Genomic DNA, 16,227 nt, shown 5'->3' with positions numbered 1-16,227 from the left:
TCCGGTGGGGGAGCCGCCGGCGTCAGCGGTGCCCGATGTGCCCGCAGCGCGAGGGCATGTGCAAATCGATCATCATGGCCCTCCTTTCGAATCGATGGACGTCGCGGCAAATAGCAGAGCCTCGCCGCTCGTTCCACCGACCCTTCAGCCGGTGGGCGTGTTCAAAGCCGGCGTTCGATCCGCAGGCCGATCGTCCTGGGCCGCAGCGGCGTCTCCTGCGGGGCGAGCCGCAGCGAGAAGGGGTTGCCGAAGCCGAAGCTGTTGCCGCGGCTGTCCAGAATGTTGGTGACCGTCAACGAAACCGTCGTGCGGTCGCGCGAGAGGGTCAGCCCGGCGTCGGCCTGCCAATAATCGCCCATCGGCGCCGCCAGGCCGGGGTCGAAACTCAGCCGGGCGCTGCCGGTATAGCGTGCCGCCACAAAGCCGGTCAGGTCGAACGCGCCCAGCCGGCTTTCATGCGCAACGCGCACCCGTCCTGCTATGTCGGGCACCACGGGCAGCCTCGTATCGTCGCCGATCGCCATGGCGGCGGCGGAGGGGCGGCTGAGCCGCGCATGTTGCATCGTGGCGTTGCCATCGATCCGGAAGCGGCCCGGCTTCCAGCTGAGCGACATCTCCAGCCCGTAATTGCGCGCGCTGCCCGCGTTGATCGTGCGGACCAGCCCGTCGGTTCCGACCGTGTCGCTCTGCACGTTGCGCCAGCGCAGGCCGAACAGTGCGCCATGGATCTGTACCTGCGGCGCGACCCTTGCGCGCCATCCCAGTTCGAGGCTTTCCAGCTTGTCCGAACGGAAGCCGCTCAATCCGGGCGCGCCGTCGGGGTTGAGTCCGCCGGGGCGGATCGCCTTGGCATAACGGAGCCAGACCGTCCGTCCGTTCTCTGGGTGCCAGGACAGGTCGGCGGACGGTGTCAGGCCGAAGCGGTTGGCCTCGCTTTCGCGCACGCCTTCGAGTTCGTCCTTCACCTTGGACAGGAAGGCGCGGACGCCGAGCGTGGCGGTCCACGCATTGCCCAGCTGCTGGCTGGCCTCTCCGAACAGGGCGGCCTCGAACGTGTCGTTGTGGAGCGAGGTCACCCGCTCGGCCGGAGCATTGCCGGGAAGAAAGGTCCCGCGCGCGCTGTTCTCCACGCTCAGCAGCGTCGCGCCGAGCACCCAGGGGCGGGCGGGAGACGGGTCGCTCAGGCGCCATTCCTGGCTGAACAGCCGGACATCGCGGGCATCGAGATAGGCGAGCGGCGGGACATAGCCGACCGAGGCCGCCGCCGCGCTGGCGTCATAGCGGCTCTCCACCTCATGTTTGACGAAGGCGGTCGCCGAGAGGATGTCGAGATCGGCGACCACGCCGCGCACCGTCACCGAGCCGGCCAGAAAGTCATTGTCGTGCGGTTCGGCCAGGCGCGTCGATCGGTGCAGTCCCCGGGTCGCATATTGGCTGTCGTCGGCATCGATCCATTGTGCGACCGCGCCGATGTCGACGATCCAGTCCTCGGCGGCTTTCCAGCGAAGGGCCGCACGGCCGCCATAGCGCCGGGAATCGTTCACGTCCTTGCGCGACCGGCCGTCATCGTCGATCCAGCCGCCGGTGCGTTCCGCATAGCCCACGAGGCGGAGGCCGAGTTTGTCCTCGACCAGCGGCGCATTGATGGTGCCGTCGAAGGTGCCGCCGGTGGCGCCATGCGCGGTTATCCGGCCTTCGATGGCGGCTGTCGCACCCCAGTGGTCCAGGTCGGGCTTGCGGGGGACGATGCGGACGATGCCGCCCAGCGCGCCGGTGCCGTACAAGGTGCCTTGGGGACCGCGCAAAATCTCGACATGATCGATGTCGATCAGGCGCAGGTCGGGATCGGGCGTGGCATAGCTGACACGTGCGTCGTCGAGGAAGAGGCTGACCGTCGACTGGGTCGGGCCGTTGAACGCGCTGTCGGCGACCCCGCGCAGGAACAGCCGGTCGCGGCCGGGCCCGAGATTGGTCGCGAAGACGCCTTCCGCATCACCCGCCAGCTCCTGCAGACCTCGCCCCGGGATCAAGCCATCGGGCAAGCTGGGCCGTACGATCGAGACCGCTATCGGAATGGTCCCGAGCGCCTCGTCGCGCTTGGAGCCGGTGACGACGATCTCCTCGGCCGCATGGTCGAGGGGGCGCTCGATCGACGGCGCCGATCGCGCCGCAGGTTCCAGCCGCCAGAGCCCGGTCCCGGCGCGGACGACGCGCAGTCCGCTGCCCCGCACCATGCGGATCAGCGCATCCTGCGGATCGAAGGCGCCCTTGATGCGGCGGACATGGTGGCGCGGCAGCGCACCAGCCGTCCCGACCGACTCTCCGGTCTGGCGCGAAAAGGCGAGCAGGGCCTGGCCGAGATCGCTGGCAGGTATGTCCAACTGGACGGGCGCCGCCTGGACGGGGGCGGCGCATAGGAACAGCTCAGCGAGCAGCCACCAGGCGAACGCCCTCACCCTGCCGGTCGGCCCGGATCGGCAGCAATGCGGTGACCTGCGAAACAAGCTTGGACCCGTCACCGATGTTGAGCACCCCGGACATGCGCAAATCGGCAATCTGCGGATCGACCGATATTCTCTGCCCGGAATAGCGCCCGATATCGATCGCGACCAGAGCCAGCGGCGAATTGTCGTAAACGAGGCGGCCTTCGCGCCAGCTGCCGACCGATTCCGTCGATGTCGGGCGGATGGTGGCGTCGCCCTTGGCCTCGTCGAGGTCAAGACGGTGACCGGCGGTGAGTACGACAGGGCTGCCGTTACGCGGCGTCACGCTCAACCGTCCTTCGCCGACGGCGACGGTCGTGTGCTTCGGCCCGACGACCAGATCGAACTGCGTCCCGATGTCGCTGATCTGCACCGATCCGGCGTCGATGACCATCTGTCGGCTGGGGTCGTGCTTTATGTCGAAATGCGCGACGCCTTCGCGCATGCGGATCGACGTGCCGCCATCGGCCAGGGCGAGTTCGGTCTTGCCGCCAAGCGCGATGCTGCTTCCGTCGGGCAAGGCGATGGTTCGGCCGGCCTCGGCCGTTCGATAGGTCGACGCTGACGTGCCCGGGCCAGCCGGCATCCATTGCGGCATTCCGATCAGCGCCAGGCAGGCGGCCAGGGCGACGCCCCCGCCTGCCCACCAGCGGCGACGGTTCGGCCTGGCGACGACGGGTTGTTCTTCCTCGATGTCGTTGGCCGGCATCAGCGTCGCGATCGCTTCGCGGCCTGCTTCGATCTCCCGATCGAGCAGCGCGACGTCGTCATAGGCGTCGCGGTGACGCGGATCGCGGTTCAGCCATTCGGCAAAGGCCACCCAGTCCATCTCGTCGAATGCGGACGCGACATGCCATCCCGCAGCTTCGTCGCGGATTTGCGCGTCCTCCTTCTGTCTATCTTCCATTGCGCTCCTCCTGCGCCGCATCCACCCTCATGGACGATAGACGCCGCCGCATGTCTTGCACCCCAGTCCGGCCCCGGCTTTTCATGCCATCAGCTCCCGCAGATGGCGCAGCGCCACCGCGATATGCTTCTCGACCGCACTGCGGCTTATTCCCAGTTCGGCGGCGACTTCGCCATGGCTGAGGCCGTCGAGCTTGTGCCGCCTGAACACGCGTGCCGCGCCAGGCGGCAATTGGCCTATCGCTTCGGCAAGCCGGCGGAGTCGGTCGCGACCTTCCAATATAGCGAGCGGGGAGGGCGACTGGTCGGTCACCTCGCCGGGACCGGCCGGGTCGACATCATGTTCGACCGCGATCCAGTCGCTCTCGCGCTTGGTCCTGCGCCGGCGCTCGCGCACCCGGTCGAGGACGATGTTCATGCCCACCCGGTGCAGATAGGCGAGCGGATTGGCGATCGGCCCCGACTCTGCGCGGGAGATGTGCAGCCAGATGTCCTGCACCACATCCTCCGCCTCGCCGGCATCGCCGGTTCGGGCCGTGAAGAACCGCAGGAGTTGAGGACGGTTGGCGGCCAGGACGCTCGTCAGGCCGGAAAGCTGTTCGGATTCGTCGTCGACCGCCGGTCTCCCCATATCAGGCCTTGAGCTTGGCGTTCACCTGACCCAACAGCTTCTGTATCTCGCCCCGCCGGCCGGAATCGGCCACTTCGCGGCCCGGTCGGGCGGGCGCCGCCAGAGCGGTTTTCAGGGCCTTGGCTGCTTCCGCATATTGCCCCTGGTGGAACAGGAAGTCTCCCCAGAAATAATTGGAATCGATGCCTTGAGGATTGGCCTTCAGGCCCGCCAGCAACTCGGCGCGTGCCTTGTCGCTGCTACCGAAACCGATCGGCCAGCCCGGGACCTGATAATAGAGTGCGCCGAGGCTGGTATGGGCCGAGCCGCCGAGCGCGCTGCCATCGATCTTCTCGGCCTTCTCGAGCAGGTTCTTGGCTTCCTTGGCCAGCGACAGACCGCCCATGCCGCCCTTCAGCCCGGCGAGGGTCGAGGTGATGATGCCATCCCAGATCAGCGGTTCGGCGCGGTTCGGGGACGCCGCGACCAGCGCGTCGGCCTGCCCCTTGAGCCTGGCCATCGCGTCGGTCTGGGCTGCGGCGGGGGTGCCGTATTTCGCCTGGGCCCAGGCGCCCGCGAGCGCCATGGCGCGGTCGCTGGTGCCGTCGGCATGAGCGGGAGCGAGGGCGCTGCCGAGTGCGAGCGCAGCCAGGATGTAACGAGCCTTCATCATCGTCTCCATAGTCTCAGTTAAAGATGGCCGCCGCCTTGCGGTCGTTGGCGGCGAGGGCCTTGTCGATCATCGTCGGCATCAGCGCGTTCAGCCGGACGAAGACCGATTCCGGAAAGCCGATCACCACGTCGCGTTCGCCCTTTTCGATGGCGAGGGCGATCCGGTAGGCAACATCCGCGGGTGCATCGAGGTGCATCTTCGTGATCTCCGCCAGCGCCATCACCCGTTCGGAGTTGAGCGGCGTCCGCACCGCGCGGGGCGCTATATGCGTAACCTCCACGCCACTTCCCGCCAGCTCGCGCCGGAGCGCCTGGCTCAAGCCTTTAAGTCCTGCCTTGGCGCTGGAATAGCTGACGAAATGGGCGAAGGGGATGGATCCGAACACCGATCCGATGTTGACGATCCGTCCGTATCGGCGCGCCCTCATGCCCGGCAAGACCGCTCGCGAGAGCATCGCCGGCGCGATCAGGTTGATGACATAGCCGGCCCAGAGATTCTGTGGCGACTGATCCTGAAGCGGACCAAAGTACTGAATTCCGGCCAGGTTCACGAGCATGTCAGGGGCGATGTCGTCAAGCCGGGCGCCGAGTTCACCGATGCCTTCGAAGCTGCTGATGTCGGCGATGATTTCGCTGTTCGCATCCGGTGAGGGGAGGCGGTCGATGCCTATGACATGAGCGCCGCGCTGAGCCAGGCGCTGGCACAGCAACGAACCGATGCCGCCTGCAGCGCCGGTGACGGCAATAGTTTGTCCATCAAGCTGCTTCATGTTCGAACTCCATCGGTATGGTTGCGAAGAGGGCGCCGAACAGGTCGAAGATCCGGTCGGCCATGGCGATGATCGCCGTTGCGTCGTCGGGGTCCTCGATGCTGTCCATCAGCCCCTGGAAGAAGCGCATATGGTCCTGGTCGAGCGCGCCGTGGGACTGCAGATAGCTGAAGGCGGTGCTGGGCAGGTTGAGACTGGTCCGCAGCGCGTCCGCACCCTGGCTCGCCAGCGCGATGCTGGTGCTCTCGAGAACATAGACCATGCCGAAGAAGCTGGCCGGGTTGCCTTCCCGGATCGTCCGATAGGCATGGTCCACCATCGCCTTGGTCGCGGGGGACGGGCCCAGGGCAACGGCCCTTTGCGGATCTTCGCCGAGGGCCGCGATGTCGTTCAGGATCCAGTGTTCGTGACCGGTCTCCTCCTCGATATACTCGTCGAGTGCCGCGACCAGAGCTGGCCGATGGCCGAGCCGGGCGCGGGCTTCCTGCATCAGGGGGACCGTGTGGCGGACATGATGATAGGCCTGCGCCAGATAGGCGGAGTAGGTCGCACGGCTGATATTGCCGGCAAGGCCCGCCCGGATCTGTGGCACGCGCAGCAGCCTTGCCCGTGCGGGCAGGGTGCGGAGCACCAGCCGGTCGAACAGCCGGAACGCCTCTTCGCGGGCCAGTATCTCGCCGCGCCGCAACCGGCCATTGGCGGTCAGCGTGCCGTCGACGGGCAGGAAGGGCTTGGTGCAGCGCCAGTCGCTGAGGCGCGCATAGTCAGGGAGATCTGCGTTGACAGCGGCGATCGCGGGCGCGACGTCGGCCATAAGCGAAGAGGGAACGATGAGCGCGGAAAGCGCTGCTTCGCCGTCGCCATAGACCATCGCCTGGGCGATCTCGGAACGCTCCTTGAGCAGCGTCTCGACCCATTCTGGCGAGACGTTGCGCCCGAAGCCGGTCACGATCAGGTTCGACTTGCGACCGTCGATGACGAGCCGTCCCTGCGCGTCCCAGCGGCCGATGTCGCCGGTCCTGATCGGTGACTGCGGCCGGGGCTGGCCGACCAGACCGAGATGGCCATTCCCATCGACGACGATCTCGCCGTCATCCTCGATCGTGACCTGCACATGGCTCAGCGGGCGGCCGACGCTGCCGCGCCCGGCAAGATCGCCGGGCGTTTCGATCGCAACGACCGAGCCGCATTCGGTCAGGCCATAGCCCTGCACCAGCGGCAGCCCGATCCGATCGGCGCGCGACAGCAGGTCGGGGGAAATATGGGCGCCGCCGACGGCGACGAGGCGCAGCGTCGACGGAACCCGGTTGACCTTCTCGCATGCAGCCAGAAGCCGTCCGAGCAGTTCGGGAACCAGGATCAGACTCGTCGCGCCGGTCCGTTCGATCGCCGCCAGCATCGCTGCAGCATCCGGGTCGAACATCCGGGCGAAGCCGATTTCCTCGAGGGATTGTACCATATAGGTGCCGCCCGCGATCAGGGTCGCATAAAGCCCCGCCACATTCTCCAGCAGCACGGCGAGCGGCAGCATCGGCAGGTGCAGCCCGGCCTTGTCGCTCCCGGCGCGATCGATCACCGACAGCGCCGTGGCGAGCATTCCATTGGCGGACAGGCAGATACCCTTGGGCTTGCCGGTCGACCCGGACGTGTAGCTGATCTTCGCCGTGCCCTCGGGCAACAGGGCCGGCTGGTAGTCGAACTGGACGATGCCCTTGGGCGTCACGCTGGCGACGACACCGGCATCGCGCAATGCATCCTGCCGTTGGGCCGGCGTGAAGAAGGGGGGGACGGGAACGCAGGCGCGGCCAAGCGAGAGCAGCGCCAGATCGGCCAAGACCCAGTCGATGCCATTGCCCAGCTCGATCGCGACAGGCCCTGCCGGTCCGGCTTCGTCTTCGATCATCTCGGCCACGGCGTCGATGGCGGGCCGAAGCTCCTCATAGCGGATATGGTTGGCACCGTCGCTCAACGCGAGCTTGCGGCCTCGCCCGCTTGCGGCGGCGAGAATGGCGTGCAGCAGCGCGCTCATTGTGCGCGGCTCCGTGCGGTGAACCTCTCCAGCAGGGCGGCGCCCTGCGCGATCTCACCGCAGCAAATCACCGGATCGAGCTGGTAATAGCGTCCCCAGCTATCGGCATTGGCAAGACGGCCGGGGTCGGCCACATGCAGTTCGACGAGCGGGATGCCGACGCGGGCAAACATCGACCGGAGCGGACGGGTCAGCGTGGCGACCGCCACCCGATGGGTTTCGCGCAGTGTCTCAGCCGTTTCGCACCAGAGCTCGATCAGCGAGCGCGAAGGGGTCGCGGCGAGGCAGCCGATCTCGACGATCTCGGTGCGGTCGATGTCCATATCGAGCGCTGCCGCGACCAGCACCTCGATCGGCTGGTCGAGATAGGCTTCCAGGAACAGGGGGCCTTTGGACGCATCGCGCAAGCCGAGCGTCGCCGAGGGGCGGCGCGACTGGTCGCGAATCTGAATCCAGGCGGGGTAATCGAGACAGGGGGTGGCCGAATGCACCCGGTCGAAACGGTCGGCCACGAAATCCTTGAGCAACTGGTCCATCTTTGCACTCGCACTGTTTGGACCAGTGACGCCACCGGATCGGCGTCACCCCAGTGCGAGGGCGCGGGTTTTTTGCGTTGCGGTAAATACCAGGAGAAGAGGAGGCTCCGAGGTTCGGCCTGGGGCTTCGTCAGTCTTCCGGCCTGGCACGCACAGCCGCGACCACTTTGCGCAGTTCGGCGACCCCGACCGCGCCGGGCAGAAGATAGGGACCGATCAGCAGGCCGGGCGTTCCGCTGAGGCGCAGCATCCGGGCATAGCGGTCCGAGCGGCCGAGCGCCGCGTCGATATCCTGGCGGCGTGCCGTCATATCCTTTTGCAGCCTTGCCCAATCGACACCCGCGCGATTGGCGGCGGCGCGGATGCCGGCGCTGTCGAGCTTGCCCTGGCTCGCCATCAGCGCATCGTTGAAGGCGGCATGGCGCCCCTGGAACTCGGCGGCGATCGCCGCACGGGCGGCCTCGGTCGAGGCGCCGCCGAAGATCGGCCAGTCGCGATAGAGCAGCCGGACCTTGGGGTCTTCCCGCAGGAGCGCCTGCAGCGCCGGATGCACCTTGCGACAATAGGGACAATTATAGTCGGAAAAGAGGACGATGGTGACGTCGGCCCCTTTAGGCGCGACGGCGGGCGCGACTGGGTCGGTCCGGATCGCCTGCCGGACCCGGCGCGCCATGTCGCTGGCGACCTGATCCTGCCCTGCGATGCGCGGCTGCTGGCTCTGGGCGCTGCCGGCCAAACCCAGGAGAAGGGCGGCGATCGCGGCCCAGCGGGCCCGTGAGACTGTCATTGTCACTCCTCGATCAGGGCGATGCCGTCGGTCAGCGCGGCGCGAGAAATCTCGCCCTGTTCGACGCGCCTTACCCACCCCGATGCATCGATGAAAAGCGTCGTCGGCAGAACGTCGCTGTTCGCCGCGCGCATCAGCGCCTGGGTCTCGTCGAGCAGTACCGCATCGCTGACGAGCCCTTCGCGCTGTAGGAAGGATCGCACGGTCGCCGCGCTCTCGCCGGCATCGACAAGACGGACTGGCACGTCCGAAGCAGCAGCAGCGCGGATCAGCATCGGCAGTTCGCGGCGGCAGGGACCGCACCATGTCGCCCAGAGATTGAGCACGAGCGGACGACCGCGATAAGTGTCGAGCGGGACGGCATCGCCCGCGATGCTGCGCAGCATAATCCCGCGCGGCAGGGCGAAGGGGGCAGGGCGGAGCCACGCCTGTACGGACAGGGCGCTGGCCACGCAGAGGCCGAGCAGGGCAAGACCGGCCAGCAGTGCGCGCCACGGACGCAGCGCCATGACAAGGACGAGGGCCGCCCCGGCGATGCCGGGCCAAAGCAGGAATCCGCCCTGCCACAGGGCGAGAGCCGACAGCGGATCGTCGGCATAGATCCGGGCATGGGCCGCAATGAAGCCCGCCCGCGCCATGGCCAGTCCGATCGCGGTCGCGAGCCAGCCGATCCGAGCCGGCTGTGGCAGCGCCCATCGCCGGGCGATCATGCCCATGCCCGCCAGAAAGCCCCAGATCGCGAGCAGCGCGGCCAGGCGTTCGCCGGCGATCGCCAGCGGGCCGAGGCTCAGCATGTCATGTGCCTGCTGATGAAGGCAGGCGGCGTCAGTCGCCTGCCACCGGCAGCCACACCGCGCTGGCGGCATCGCCGCCCCAGCGGATCGTCTGCGTCGCCTTCACATAGTCGGCCGGCTTCGCGTCCATGATCGAGTCCACCCAGCTTTGCGGATTGCGGTCGTAGAGCGGGAAGAGGCTCGACTGGACCTGCACCATGATCCGGTGCCCCGGCAGGAAGACATGGTCCACATTGGGCAGCTCCCAGGCGAACGCATAGGTCTTGCCGGGCTTGAGCGGCGCGGGCGTTGCGAAGCCGCTGACATAGCGGCCCCGGAAAATCTCGATACCGAGCGCCAGCTGATAGCCGGCCATCGTCGGATTGGCGGAGTTCTCGTCCGGATAGACGTCGATCAGCTTGACCACGAAGTCGCCGTCTCGCCCGCTCGTCGCGGCGCGCAGGTCGACCTTGGGGGCGCCCTTGATGTGGACCGCCTTGTCGAGCACGCCGGTCGAATAGCTGAGCACGTCGGGCCGGCCGTCGACGAAGCGCTGATCACGGACGAGCCAGGTCTTCCATTCCTCGCCCTGCATGTGGACCGGGCGGGGCAGCATCGGCACCGGCTTGGCGGGATCGGAGACATAGCTGTCGCTGCCAGCCTGCGGCTTGCTCCAGGACAGGCCGAAATCCTTGCTCAGATAGAGCGGCTTGTAAGTGCCCGCCGGCCATTTCGGCGAGACCTCCCAGCGATTGGCGCCGGTGGCATAGGTGAGCACGGGCGGGGTGTCGCATTTCGGGGCCACGCTCTTCAGGTGACAGTCGAGGAAGGGCTTCATCCAGCGCGTGCGGAATTGCAGCCCGGTGTCGCCTTCCCATTTGAGCGGGCCGAGCTCGCGCGCCTCATAATTGACCTGCGAGTGGCGCCAGGGACCGATGACGAGGCTGAGCATCCCGTCGGCGGGCGACTGCTTGGCCAGCGCCTGGTAGACGGCGGGCGCGCCATAGCTGTCTTCCTGGTCCCACTGCCCGACGACGAGCATGGTGGGCACGGTCAGCTTGCGTTCGCCGAGCAGCTTGTCGACCGCCTGGCCCTGCCACCAGGCGTCGTAGCTCGGATGTTCGAGCACCTTGCGCACCACCGGCAGGTCGAGCAGTCCGTAACGGCGCGCATAGGCCATGGCCGAGCCCGCCTCGAGATAGGCCGCATATTCGTCGCCCGTCCCCTTCGGCACCGCGCCGCCGCCCTTCTTGACGGTCTGGCCGAGATCATAGTCGAAGCCGAAGGTGCGGAAGGCGCCGTTGTGGAACCAGTCGTCGCCGATCCAGCCATCGACCATCGGGCTCTGCGGCACCGCCGCCTTGAGCGCGGGATGCGGATCGATCAGCGCCATCAGCGAGGTGAAGCCGAGATAGGAAGAGCCGGTGATCCCGACCTTGCCGTTGCTCTCCTTCACATTCTTCACCAGCCAGTCGACCGTGTCATAGGCATCGGTCGCATGGTCGACGTCGGTGGCGTTGAGCGGTCCGCGCAAGGGGCGGTTCATGACATAATCGCCCTCCGAGCCGTCGAGGCCGCGGACGTCCTGATAGACGCGAATATAGCCGTCATTGACGAACTCGGCATCGGCGACGGGCAGGATTTCCTCGATCCGCTGGCTGCGATTGCGCGACGTCATCTTGTTCGCATTATAGGGCGTGCGGCTGAGCAGGATCGGTGCGTCGGTAACGCCCTTGCGGTGGATGATCACCGTGAACAGCTTCTTGCCGTCGCGCATCGGCACCATCTCGACCCGGCGGACATAGTCGGCCTCGGGGCGGACCCAGTCATATTCGGCGACCTGCTCGTTCGCCATCGTGTCGGTCGGCGGTGGCGCCGGCTGGGCGGCGGAGAGCGTGGTCGCGATGGCGAGGGCGAGCGGAGCGAGCGCAAGGTTGCGGGCGAGGCGGGCGGGTGTGATCATGTCACATGGGTGGCCCGCCGCACCCGTCCCGGTCAAGCCCCCGATCGCGGTTCAGTCGCTCGGCGCAAGCTCCGCCGCCATCGCCTCGCGCATCATGAACTTCTGGACCTTGCCGGTGACCGTCAGCGGGAAGGCTGGGACCAGCCGGACGTGGCGCGGCACCTTGTAATGGGCGATCCTGCCCCGGCAATGTTCGATCACCGCGCCTTCGCTGAGCGTCGTGCTGCGCGCGATCACCCAGGCGCAGACCTCTTCGCCGAAGCGGTCGTCGGGCACGCCGAAGACCTGGGCGTCGACCACGTCGGGATGGGTCAGCAGATGCTCCTCGATCTCGCGCGGATAGATATTCTCGCCGCCCCGGATGATCATGTCCTTGATCCGCCCGACGATGCGACAATAGCCCTGCTCGTCGATCGTCGCGAGGTCGCCGGTATGCATCCAGCCCTCGGCGTCGATCACCTGCGCGGTCTTCTCCGGATCGTCCCAATAGCCGAGCATCACCGAATAGCCGCGCGTGCACAGTTCGCCGGGCTCGCCGACGGCAACCGTCTTGCCATCGAGATCGACGACCTTCGCCTCCAGATGCGGCTGGACCTGTCCGACCGTCGAGACGCGCAGTTCTAGCGGATCGTCCATCGCCGACTGGAAGCTGACCGGACTCGTCTCGGTCATGCCATAGGCGATCGTCACCTCGCGCATGTGCATCCGGTCGAGCACCGCCTGCATGATCGCGGTCGGGCAGAGCGAGCCCGCCATGATGCCGGTGCGCAGCGAGCGAAGGTCGAAGCCGGCGAAGCCCGGATGTTCGAGCATCGCGACGAACATCGTCGGCACGCCGTAGAGCGCGGTGCAGCGCTCCTCCGCCACCGCCGCCAGCGCGGTCGCCGGGTCGAAGGCGTCGCCTGGCAGGCACATGGTCGCGCCATGGGCGACGCAGGCGAGATTGCCCATCACCATGCCGAAGCAATGATAGAGCGGCACCGGTATGCAGACGATGTCGGCCGGGGACAGCCCGATCCGCCGCCCGACCATATAGCCGTTATTGACGATGTTCCGGTGCGACAGCGTTGCCCCCTTGGGCAGGCCGGTGGTGCCGCTGGTGAACTGGATGTTGGTCGCATCCCGCGGCTTCACATCGCCGGGGAGCGGCGTTGCCGGATCGCTGGGCAGCGTGTCCAGCAGCCTGCAGCCCTGATGCTCGCCCTCGCCGATCGACAACACCAGCCTCAGGTCGGGCAGGTCCGCGCGGACTTCGGCGAGCATTGCGACATAGTCGCTCGACTTGAAGCGCGGCGCGATCACCAGAGCGGCGCAGCCGACCATTGCGGCCGCCCGCTGCATCTCGATCGCGCGATAGGCCGGGTTTATGTTCACCAGCACCAGCCCCGCGCGCGCCGCGGCGAACTGGACCAGCACCCACTCGACGCAATTGGGCGACCAGATGCCGATCCGCTCACCCGGTCGCAGCCCGGCCCCGATCAGCCCGCGTGCGAGGGCGTCGACCCTTGCCAGCAACTCGGCATAGGTCAGGCGGACATTCTGGTGGCGCACGATCAGGGCGGGCGCATCCGGTTGTCGCGCGGCCGTCTCCGCCAGAAGCTCGCCGATCGTGATATCCAGCAGCGGAGGCGTATCGCCGCCGCGAACCTGCGACAGCATCACGCGGCCCCCCGCTGCCATTCCTGGTCGCGCAGTTCCTTGCGACGGATCTTGCCGCTGACGGTCTTGGGCAGGCTCGTCACGAACTCGATCTTGCGCGGATATTTATAGGGAGCGGTCGTCGCCTTCACATGGTCCTGCAAGGTCTTCACCAGCGTATCGGAGGGTTCGTGGCCGGGTGCGAGAATGACAAAGGCCTTCACCACCTCGCCGCGCGTCGGATCGGGACTCGACACCACCGCGCTCTCGGCGACGGCCGGATGCTCGAACAGCGCGCTTTCCACCTCGAACGGGCCGATGCGATAGCCCGAGGAGAGGATCACGTCGTCCGAGCGGCCGACGAACCAGAAGAAACCATCTTCGTCGACGATGGCGCGGTCGCCGGTCAGGTACCAGCCGTGCCGGCGCGTGTCGGCGGTGCGTTGCGGATCGTCGCGGTAGCGCGCGAACAGGCCCGGCGGCAGAGCCTCGGCGATCCGCAGCGCGACGTCGCCTTCCTCGCCGGGGGCCATACGCTGCCCTTCGCCGTCGATCACAGCCAGGTCGAAGGCCGGGGCGGGGCGGCCCATCGATCCCTGCCGCGCCGCGCCGGGCCGATTGGCGCACAGCAGGACGGTCTCGGTCTGGCCATAGCCATCATGGATATCGAGGCCGGTCGCCGCCTTCCACAGGTCGATCACCTCCGGGTTCAACGGCTCGCCCGCGCTGACGCAGTGGCGCAGCGACGGGAAGGTCCGTCCGGCGATGTCGCCGCGCACGAACATGCGATAGGCGGTCGGCGGCGCGCAGAGCGTCGTCACCGGCATCCGTTCGAGCAGGTCCATCGTCGCGGCGGGATCGAAGGCGGCGTTGTGGTGGACGAAGATCGTGGCGCCCATCAGCCAGGGCGCGAACAGGCTGCTCCAGGCGGCCTTCGCCCACCCGGTGTCGGACAGGTTCCAGTGCAGATCGCCGGGCTTGAGATCGAGCCAGTAGCTGCCGGTGATCCGGTGCGCGAGCATATAGCCATGCGTGTGGATCGTCATCTTCGGCTGGCCGGTCGTCCCGCTGGTGAAATAGCAGAGCGCATCCTCGTCGAAGCCGGTGTCGGCGAGCGGGGGCAGCGGCTCGGCGGTATCGCGCAGCGCGTCATAGTCGAGCCAGTCCGGACGTGGCCCGCCGATATGGAGCCGGACGATGTCGGCATGGCCCAGCGCCTTGTCGACACGCTCCGCCATGTCGCCCGTCGCCGCGACGCAGGTCGCCTCGGCTGCCTGGTGGCGATAGGCGATATCCTTCGCCATCAGCTGCGTCGTGCCGGGGGAAGCTACGGCGCCGATGGCGATGCAGCCGAGCATCAGCTCCCACCATTGCTGCTCGCGGTTGAGCAGGATCAGCACCGTATCGCCCCGGCGCACGCCGGCTTGCGACAGCACCGCTGCGGCGCGTCCGGCTGCGGTGGCGATATCGGCGAAACTCCGCTCGACCGCCCGACCGTCGGCATCCACCCACAGCATCGCCGTATCGCCGGGGCGCCGCTCCGCCCAGCGACCGATGACGTCGCGGGTGAAGTTGAACAGGTCCGGCCGGTCGGGAAAGTCGAGCATCGTCATTTGGCTTCGTTGATGATGTGCAACTGGGTGAACTCGTGGAGCCCTTCCTCGGCGAACTCGACGCCGAGGCCCGACTGCTTCGCGCCGCCGAAGGGAATGGTCGGGCCGAAGTCGAGATGCTGGTTGATCCAGGTCGTGCCGCTTTCCATGCGGCTCGCCATGTCGCGCAGCTTTTCGCGGTCGCTGCCCCAGACCGAACCGCCCAGGCCCATCGCCGACGCATTGGCGCGCGCCAGCGCATCTTCGGGGTCGTCGAAGCGGATCACCGGCAGGATCGGGCCGAACTGTTCCTCGTCGACGATACGGGTGCCGTCTGCGATGTCGCGAACGATCGTCGGGCGAACGAAATAGCCGGGGCGGTCCTCGACGATGCCGCCGGCGACGATCGTCCCGTTCGCCTTTGCGTCCTCCAGGAAGCCCTTCACCTTTTCATATTGCGCAGCATTTTGCAGCGGTCCGATCTGGACGCCCTGCTTCAGCCCGTCGTCGACGATTGCCTCCTCGGCCAGACGGGCGAGCTCGACGCACAGCGCGTCATAGATGTCCGAATGCGCATAGACGCGCTTGATCGCCAGACAGACCTGCCCCGCGTTGAGGAAGGCGCCGCCGAAAATGCCGGGTGCGACCTTGGCCGGATCGGCATCGGGCATGACGATCGCCGCATCGTTGCCGCCCAGTTCGAGGGTGAGCCGCTTGATCGAGGCGGCGGCGCTGGCCATCACCTTGCGACCGGTTTCGGTCGATCCGGTGAAGCTGATCTTGGCGATGTCGGGATGCGCGGTCAGCTTGCCACCCAGATCATTGGCATCGGTGACGATGTTGACCACGCCGGCCGGGAAGATGTCGGCCATCAGAGCGCCCATCTTCAGCGTCGTCAGCGGGGTCGTCGGCGCCGGCTTGACCACCATCGTATTGCCGGCAAGCAGCGCGAGCGGCAGCTTGAAGGCGACGATCAGGACCGGGAAGTTCCACGGGATGATCGCACCGACCACGCCCAGCGGGCGCCGACGCTGCTCGACCCGGTGGCGGTCATTGTCCTCGAGCACCCGCACGGGCAGCTCGTGGCTCGCCAGCTGCCGGATGAAGGCCTGGGTATAGGCGATCTCGGCGGTGGCTTCCGGCAGCGGCTTGCCCTGTTCCTGGGTCAGCAGGCGGGCGAAGGCTTCGGCCTCGGCCTCGATCGCATCGGCCAGCTTCAGGATGGTCGCGCGGCGCTCCTCGATCGGCCTGGCGGCCCAGGCGGGGAAGGCGCGCTTCGCGGCGGCGACGGCGTCGTTCAGCTGATCCTCCGACCCGCGCGGGCAGGTCGCGAGCACCTCCTCGGTCGCCGGGTTGACGACATCCATGGTCATCGCGCCGTCTACCAGACGGCCGTCGATCAACAGCTTATAGTCGGTCATGATCCTCTCCTCATGGGCCGCGATCCTTGTGGTCGCGGCCCGTCATC

13 protein-coding genes are annotated in these 16,227 nt (G+C 67.3%); all 13 read right to left on the bottom strand.

Annotated features, from left to right (window positions below):
* Positions 1–161: 161 nt before the first annotated feature.
* The 13 genes from ACNI3R_RS04145 to ACNI3R_RS04085 all read right to left on the bottom strand — a co-directional run bounded on the left by ACNI3R_RS04145 (position 162) and on the right by ACNI3R_RS04085 (position 16,180).
* A complete protein-coding gene (locus tag ACNI3R_RS04145) occupies positions 162–2,456 on the bottom strand; it encodes a TonB-dependent receptor (RefSeq protein ID WP_426180163.1) in 2,295 nt (764 codons plus the stop codon).
* Entirely contained in the window at positions 2,425–3,390 is a 966-nt protein-coding gene (locus tag ACNI3R_RS04140) for a FecR family protein (protein WP_426180161.1), read from the bottom strand. The genes ACNI3R_RS04145 and ACNI3R_RS04140 overlap by 32 nt, the downstream gene beginning before the upstream one ends.
* Positions 3,391–3,471: 81 nt before the next feature.
* Entirely contained in the window at positions 3,472–4,020 is a 549-nt protein-coding gene (locus tag ACNI3R_RS04135; protein WP_426180159.1) for an RNA polymerase sigma factor, read from the bottom strand.
* Position 4,021: 1 nt separating this feature from the next.
* A complete protein-coding gene (locus ACNI3R_RS04130; protein WP_426180157.1) occupies positions 4,022–4,669 on the bottom strand; it encodes a hypothetical protein in 648 nt (215 codons plus the stop codon).
* A 16-nt stretch (positions 4,670–4,685) separates the two neighbouring features.
* Entirely contained in the window at positions 4,686–5,441 is a 756-nt protein-coding gene (locus ACNI3R_RS04125; RefSeq protein ID WP_426180155.1) for an SDR family NAD(P)-dependent oxidoreductase, read from the bottom strand.
* The gene (locus ACNI3R_RS04120) at positions 5,428–7,470 is read right to left on the bottom strand and encodes an AMP-binding protein (protein WP_426180152.1); all 2,043 of its coding nucleotides are present in this window, start codon (positions 7,468–7,470) and stop codon (positions 5,428–5,430) included. Before ACNI3R_RS04120 ends, ACNI3R_RS04125 begins: the two co-directional genes overlap by 14 nt.
* Complete coding sequence (locus ACNI3R_RS04115; RefSeq protein WP_426180149.1) at positions 7,467–8,006, bottom strand: thermostable hemolysin; 540 nt, start codon at positions 8,004–8,006, stop codon at positions 7,467–7,469. Before ACNI3R_RS04115 ends, ACNI3R_RS04120 begins: the two co-directional genes overlap by 4 nt.
* Before the next feature lie 130 nt (positions 8,007–8,136).
* Entirely contained in the window at positions 8,137–8,793 is a 657-nt protein-coding gene (locus tag ACNI3R_RS04110; protein WP_426180146.1) for a DsbA family protein, read from the bottom strand.
* 2 nt (positions 8,794–8,795) lie between these two features.
* Positions 8,796–9,587, bottom strand: a complete 792-nt coding sequence (locus tag ACNI3R_RS04105) for a redoxin domain-containing protein (protein WP_426180144.1) — start codon at positions 9,585–9,587, stop codon at positions 8,796–8,798.
* Positions 9,588–9,618: 31 nt separating this feature from the next.
* On the bottom strand, positions 9,619–11,529 hold the full coding sequence (locus ACNI3R_RS04100) for a CocE/NonD family hydrolase (RefSeq protein WP_426180141.1): 1,911 nt from the start codon (positions 11,527–11,529) through the stop codon (positions 9,619–9,621).
* Positions 11,530–11,580: 51 nt separating this feature from the next.
* Positions 11,581–13,209: an AMP-binding protein gene (locus tag ACNI3R_RS04095; RefSeq protein WP_426180140.1), complete on the bottom strand. Its 1,629-nt coding sequence runs from the start codon at positions 13,207–13,209 to the stop codon at positions 11,581–11,583.
* Positions 13,188–14,780: an AMP-binding protein gene (locus ACNI3R_RS04090; RefSeq protein ID WP_426180138.1), complete on the bottom strand. Its 1,593-nt coding sequence runs from the start codon at positions 14,778–14,780 to the stop codon at positions 13,188–13,190. The genes ACNI3R_RS04095 and ACNI3R_RS04090 overlap by 22 nt, the downstream gene beginning before the upstream one ends.
* Positions 14,777–16,180, bottom strand: a complete 1,404-nt coding sequence (locus tag ACNI3R_RS04085) for an aldehyde dehydrogenase family protein (protein ID WP_426180135.1) — start codon at positions 16,178–16,180, stop codon at positions 14,777–14,779. The genes ACNI3R_RS04090 and ACNI3R_RS04085 overlap by 4 nt, the downstream gene beginning before the upstream one ends.
* Between the last annotated feature and the right edge of the window lie 47 nt (positions 16,181–16,227).

The organism is Rhizorhabdus antheiae (genome assembly GCF_049889055.1).
GTDB lineage: Bacteria > Pseudomonadota > Alphaproteobacteria > Sphingomonadales > Sphingomonadaceae > Rhizorhabdus.
The sequence above is the reverse complement of the archived record's forward strand: the minus strand, read 5'-3'. Positions and strand labels throughout refer to the sequence as shown.

What these genes read in the sequence shown, in the direction of transcription:
- ACNI3R_RS04120 (WP_426180152.1), bottom strand. Translation starts at nt 7,470, where the DNA reads ATGAGCGCGCTGCTGCACGCCATTCTCGCCGCCGCAAGCGGGCGAGGC.
- ACNI3R_RS04105 (WP_426180144.1), bottom strand. Translation starts at nt 9,587, where the DNA reads ATGCTGAGCCTCGGCCCGCTGGCGATCGCCGGCGAACGCCTGGCCGCG.
- ACNI3R_RS04115 (WP_426180149.1), bottom strand. Translation starts at nt 8,006, where the DNA reads ATGGACCAGTTGCTCAAGGATTTCGTGGCCGACCGTTTCGACCGGGTG.
- ACNI3R_RS04135 (WP_426180159.1), bottom strand. Translation starts at nt 4,020, where the DNA reads ATGGGGAGACCGGCGGTCGACGACGAATCCGAACAGCTTTCCGGCCTG.
- ACNI3R_RS04095 (WP_426180140.1), bottom strand. Translation starts at nt 13,209, where the DNA reads ATGGCAGCGGGGGGCCGCGTGATGCTGTCGCAGGTTCGCGGCGGCGAT.
- ACNI3R_RS04085 (WP_426180135.1), bottom strand. Translation starts at nt 16,180, where the DNA reads ATGACCGACTATAAGCTGTTGATCGACGGCCGTCTGGTAGACGGCGCG.
- ACNI3R_RS04130 (WP_426180157.1), bottom strand. Translation starts at nt 4,669, where the DNA reads ATGAAGGCTCGTTACATCCTGGCTGCGCTCGCACTCGGCAGCGCCCTC.
- ACNI3R_RS04090 (WP_426180138.1), bottom strand. Translation starts at nt 14,780, where the DNA reads ATGACGATGCTCGACTTTCCCGACCGGCCGGACCTGTTCAACTTCACC.
- ACNI3R_RS04100 (WP_426180141.1), bottom strand. Translation starts at nt 11,529, where the DNA reads ATGATCACACCCGCCCGCCTCGCCCGCAACCTTGCGCTCGCTCCGCTC.
- ACNI3R_RS04110 (WP_426180146.1), bottom strand. Translation starts at nt 8,793, where the DNA reads ATGACAGTCTCACGGGCCCGCTGGGCCGCGATCGCCGCCCTTCTCCTG.
- ACNI3R_RS04125 (WP_426180155.1), bottom strand. Translation starts at nt 5,441, where the DNA reads ATGAAGCAGCTTGATGGACAAACTATTGCCGTCACCGGCGCTGCAGGC.
- ACNI3R_RS04140 (WP_426180161.1), bottom strand. Translation starts at nt 3,390, where the DNA reads ATGGAAGATAGACAGAAGGAGGACGCGCAAATCCGCGACGAAGCTGCG.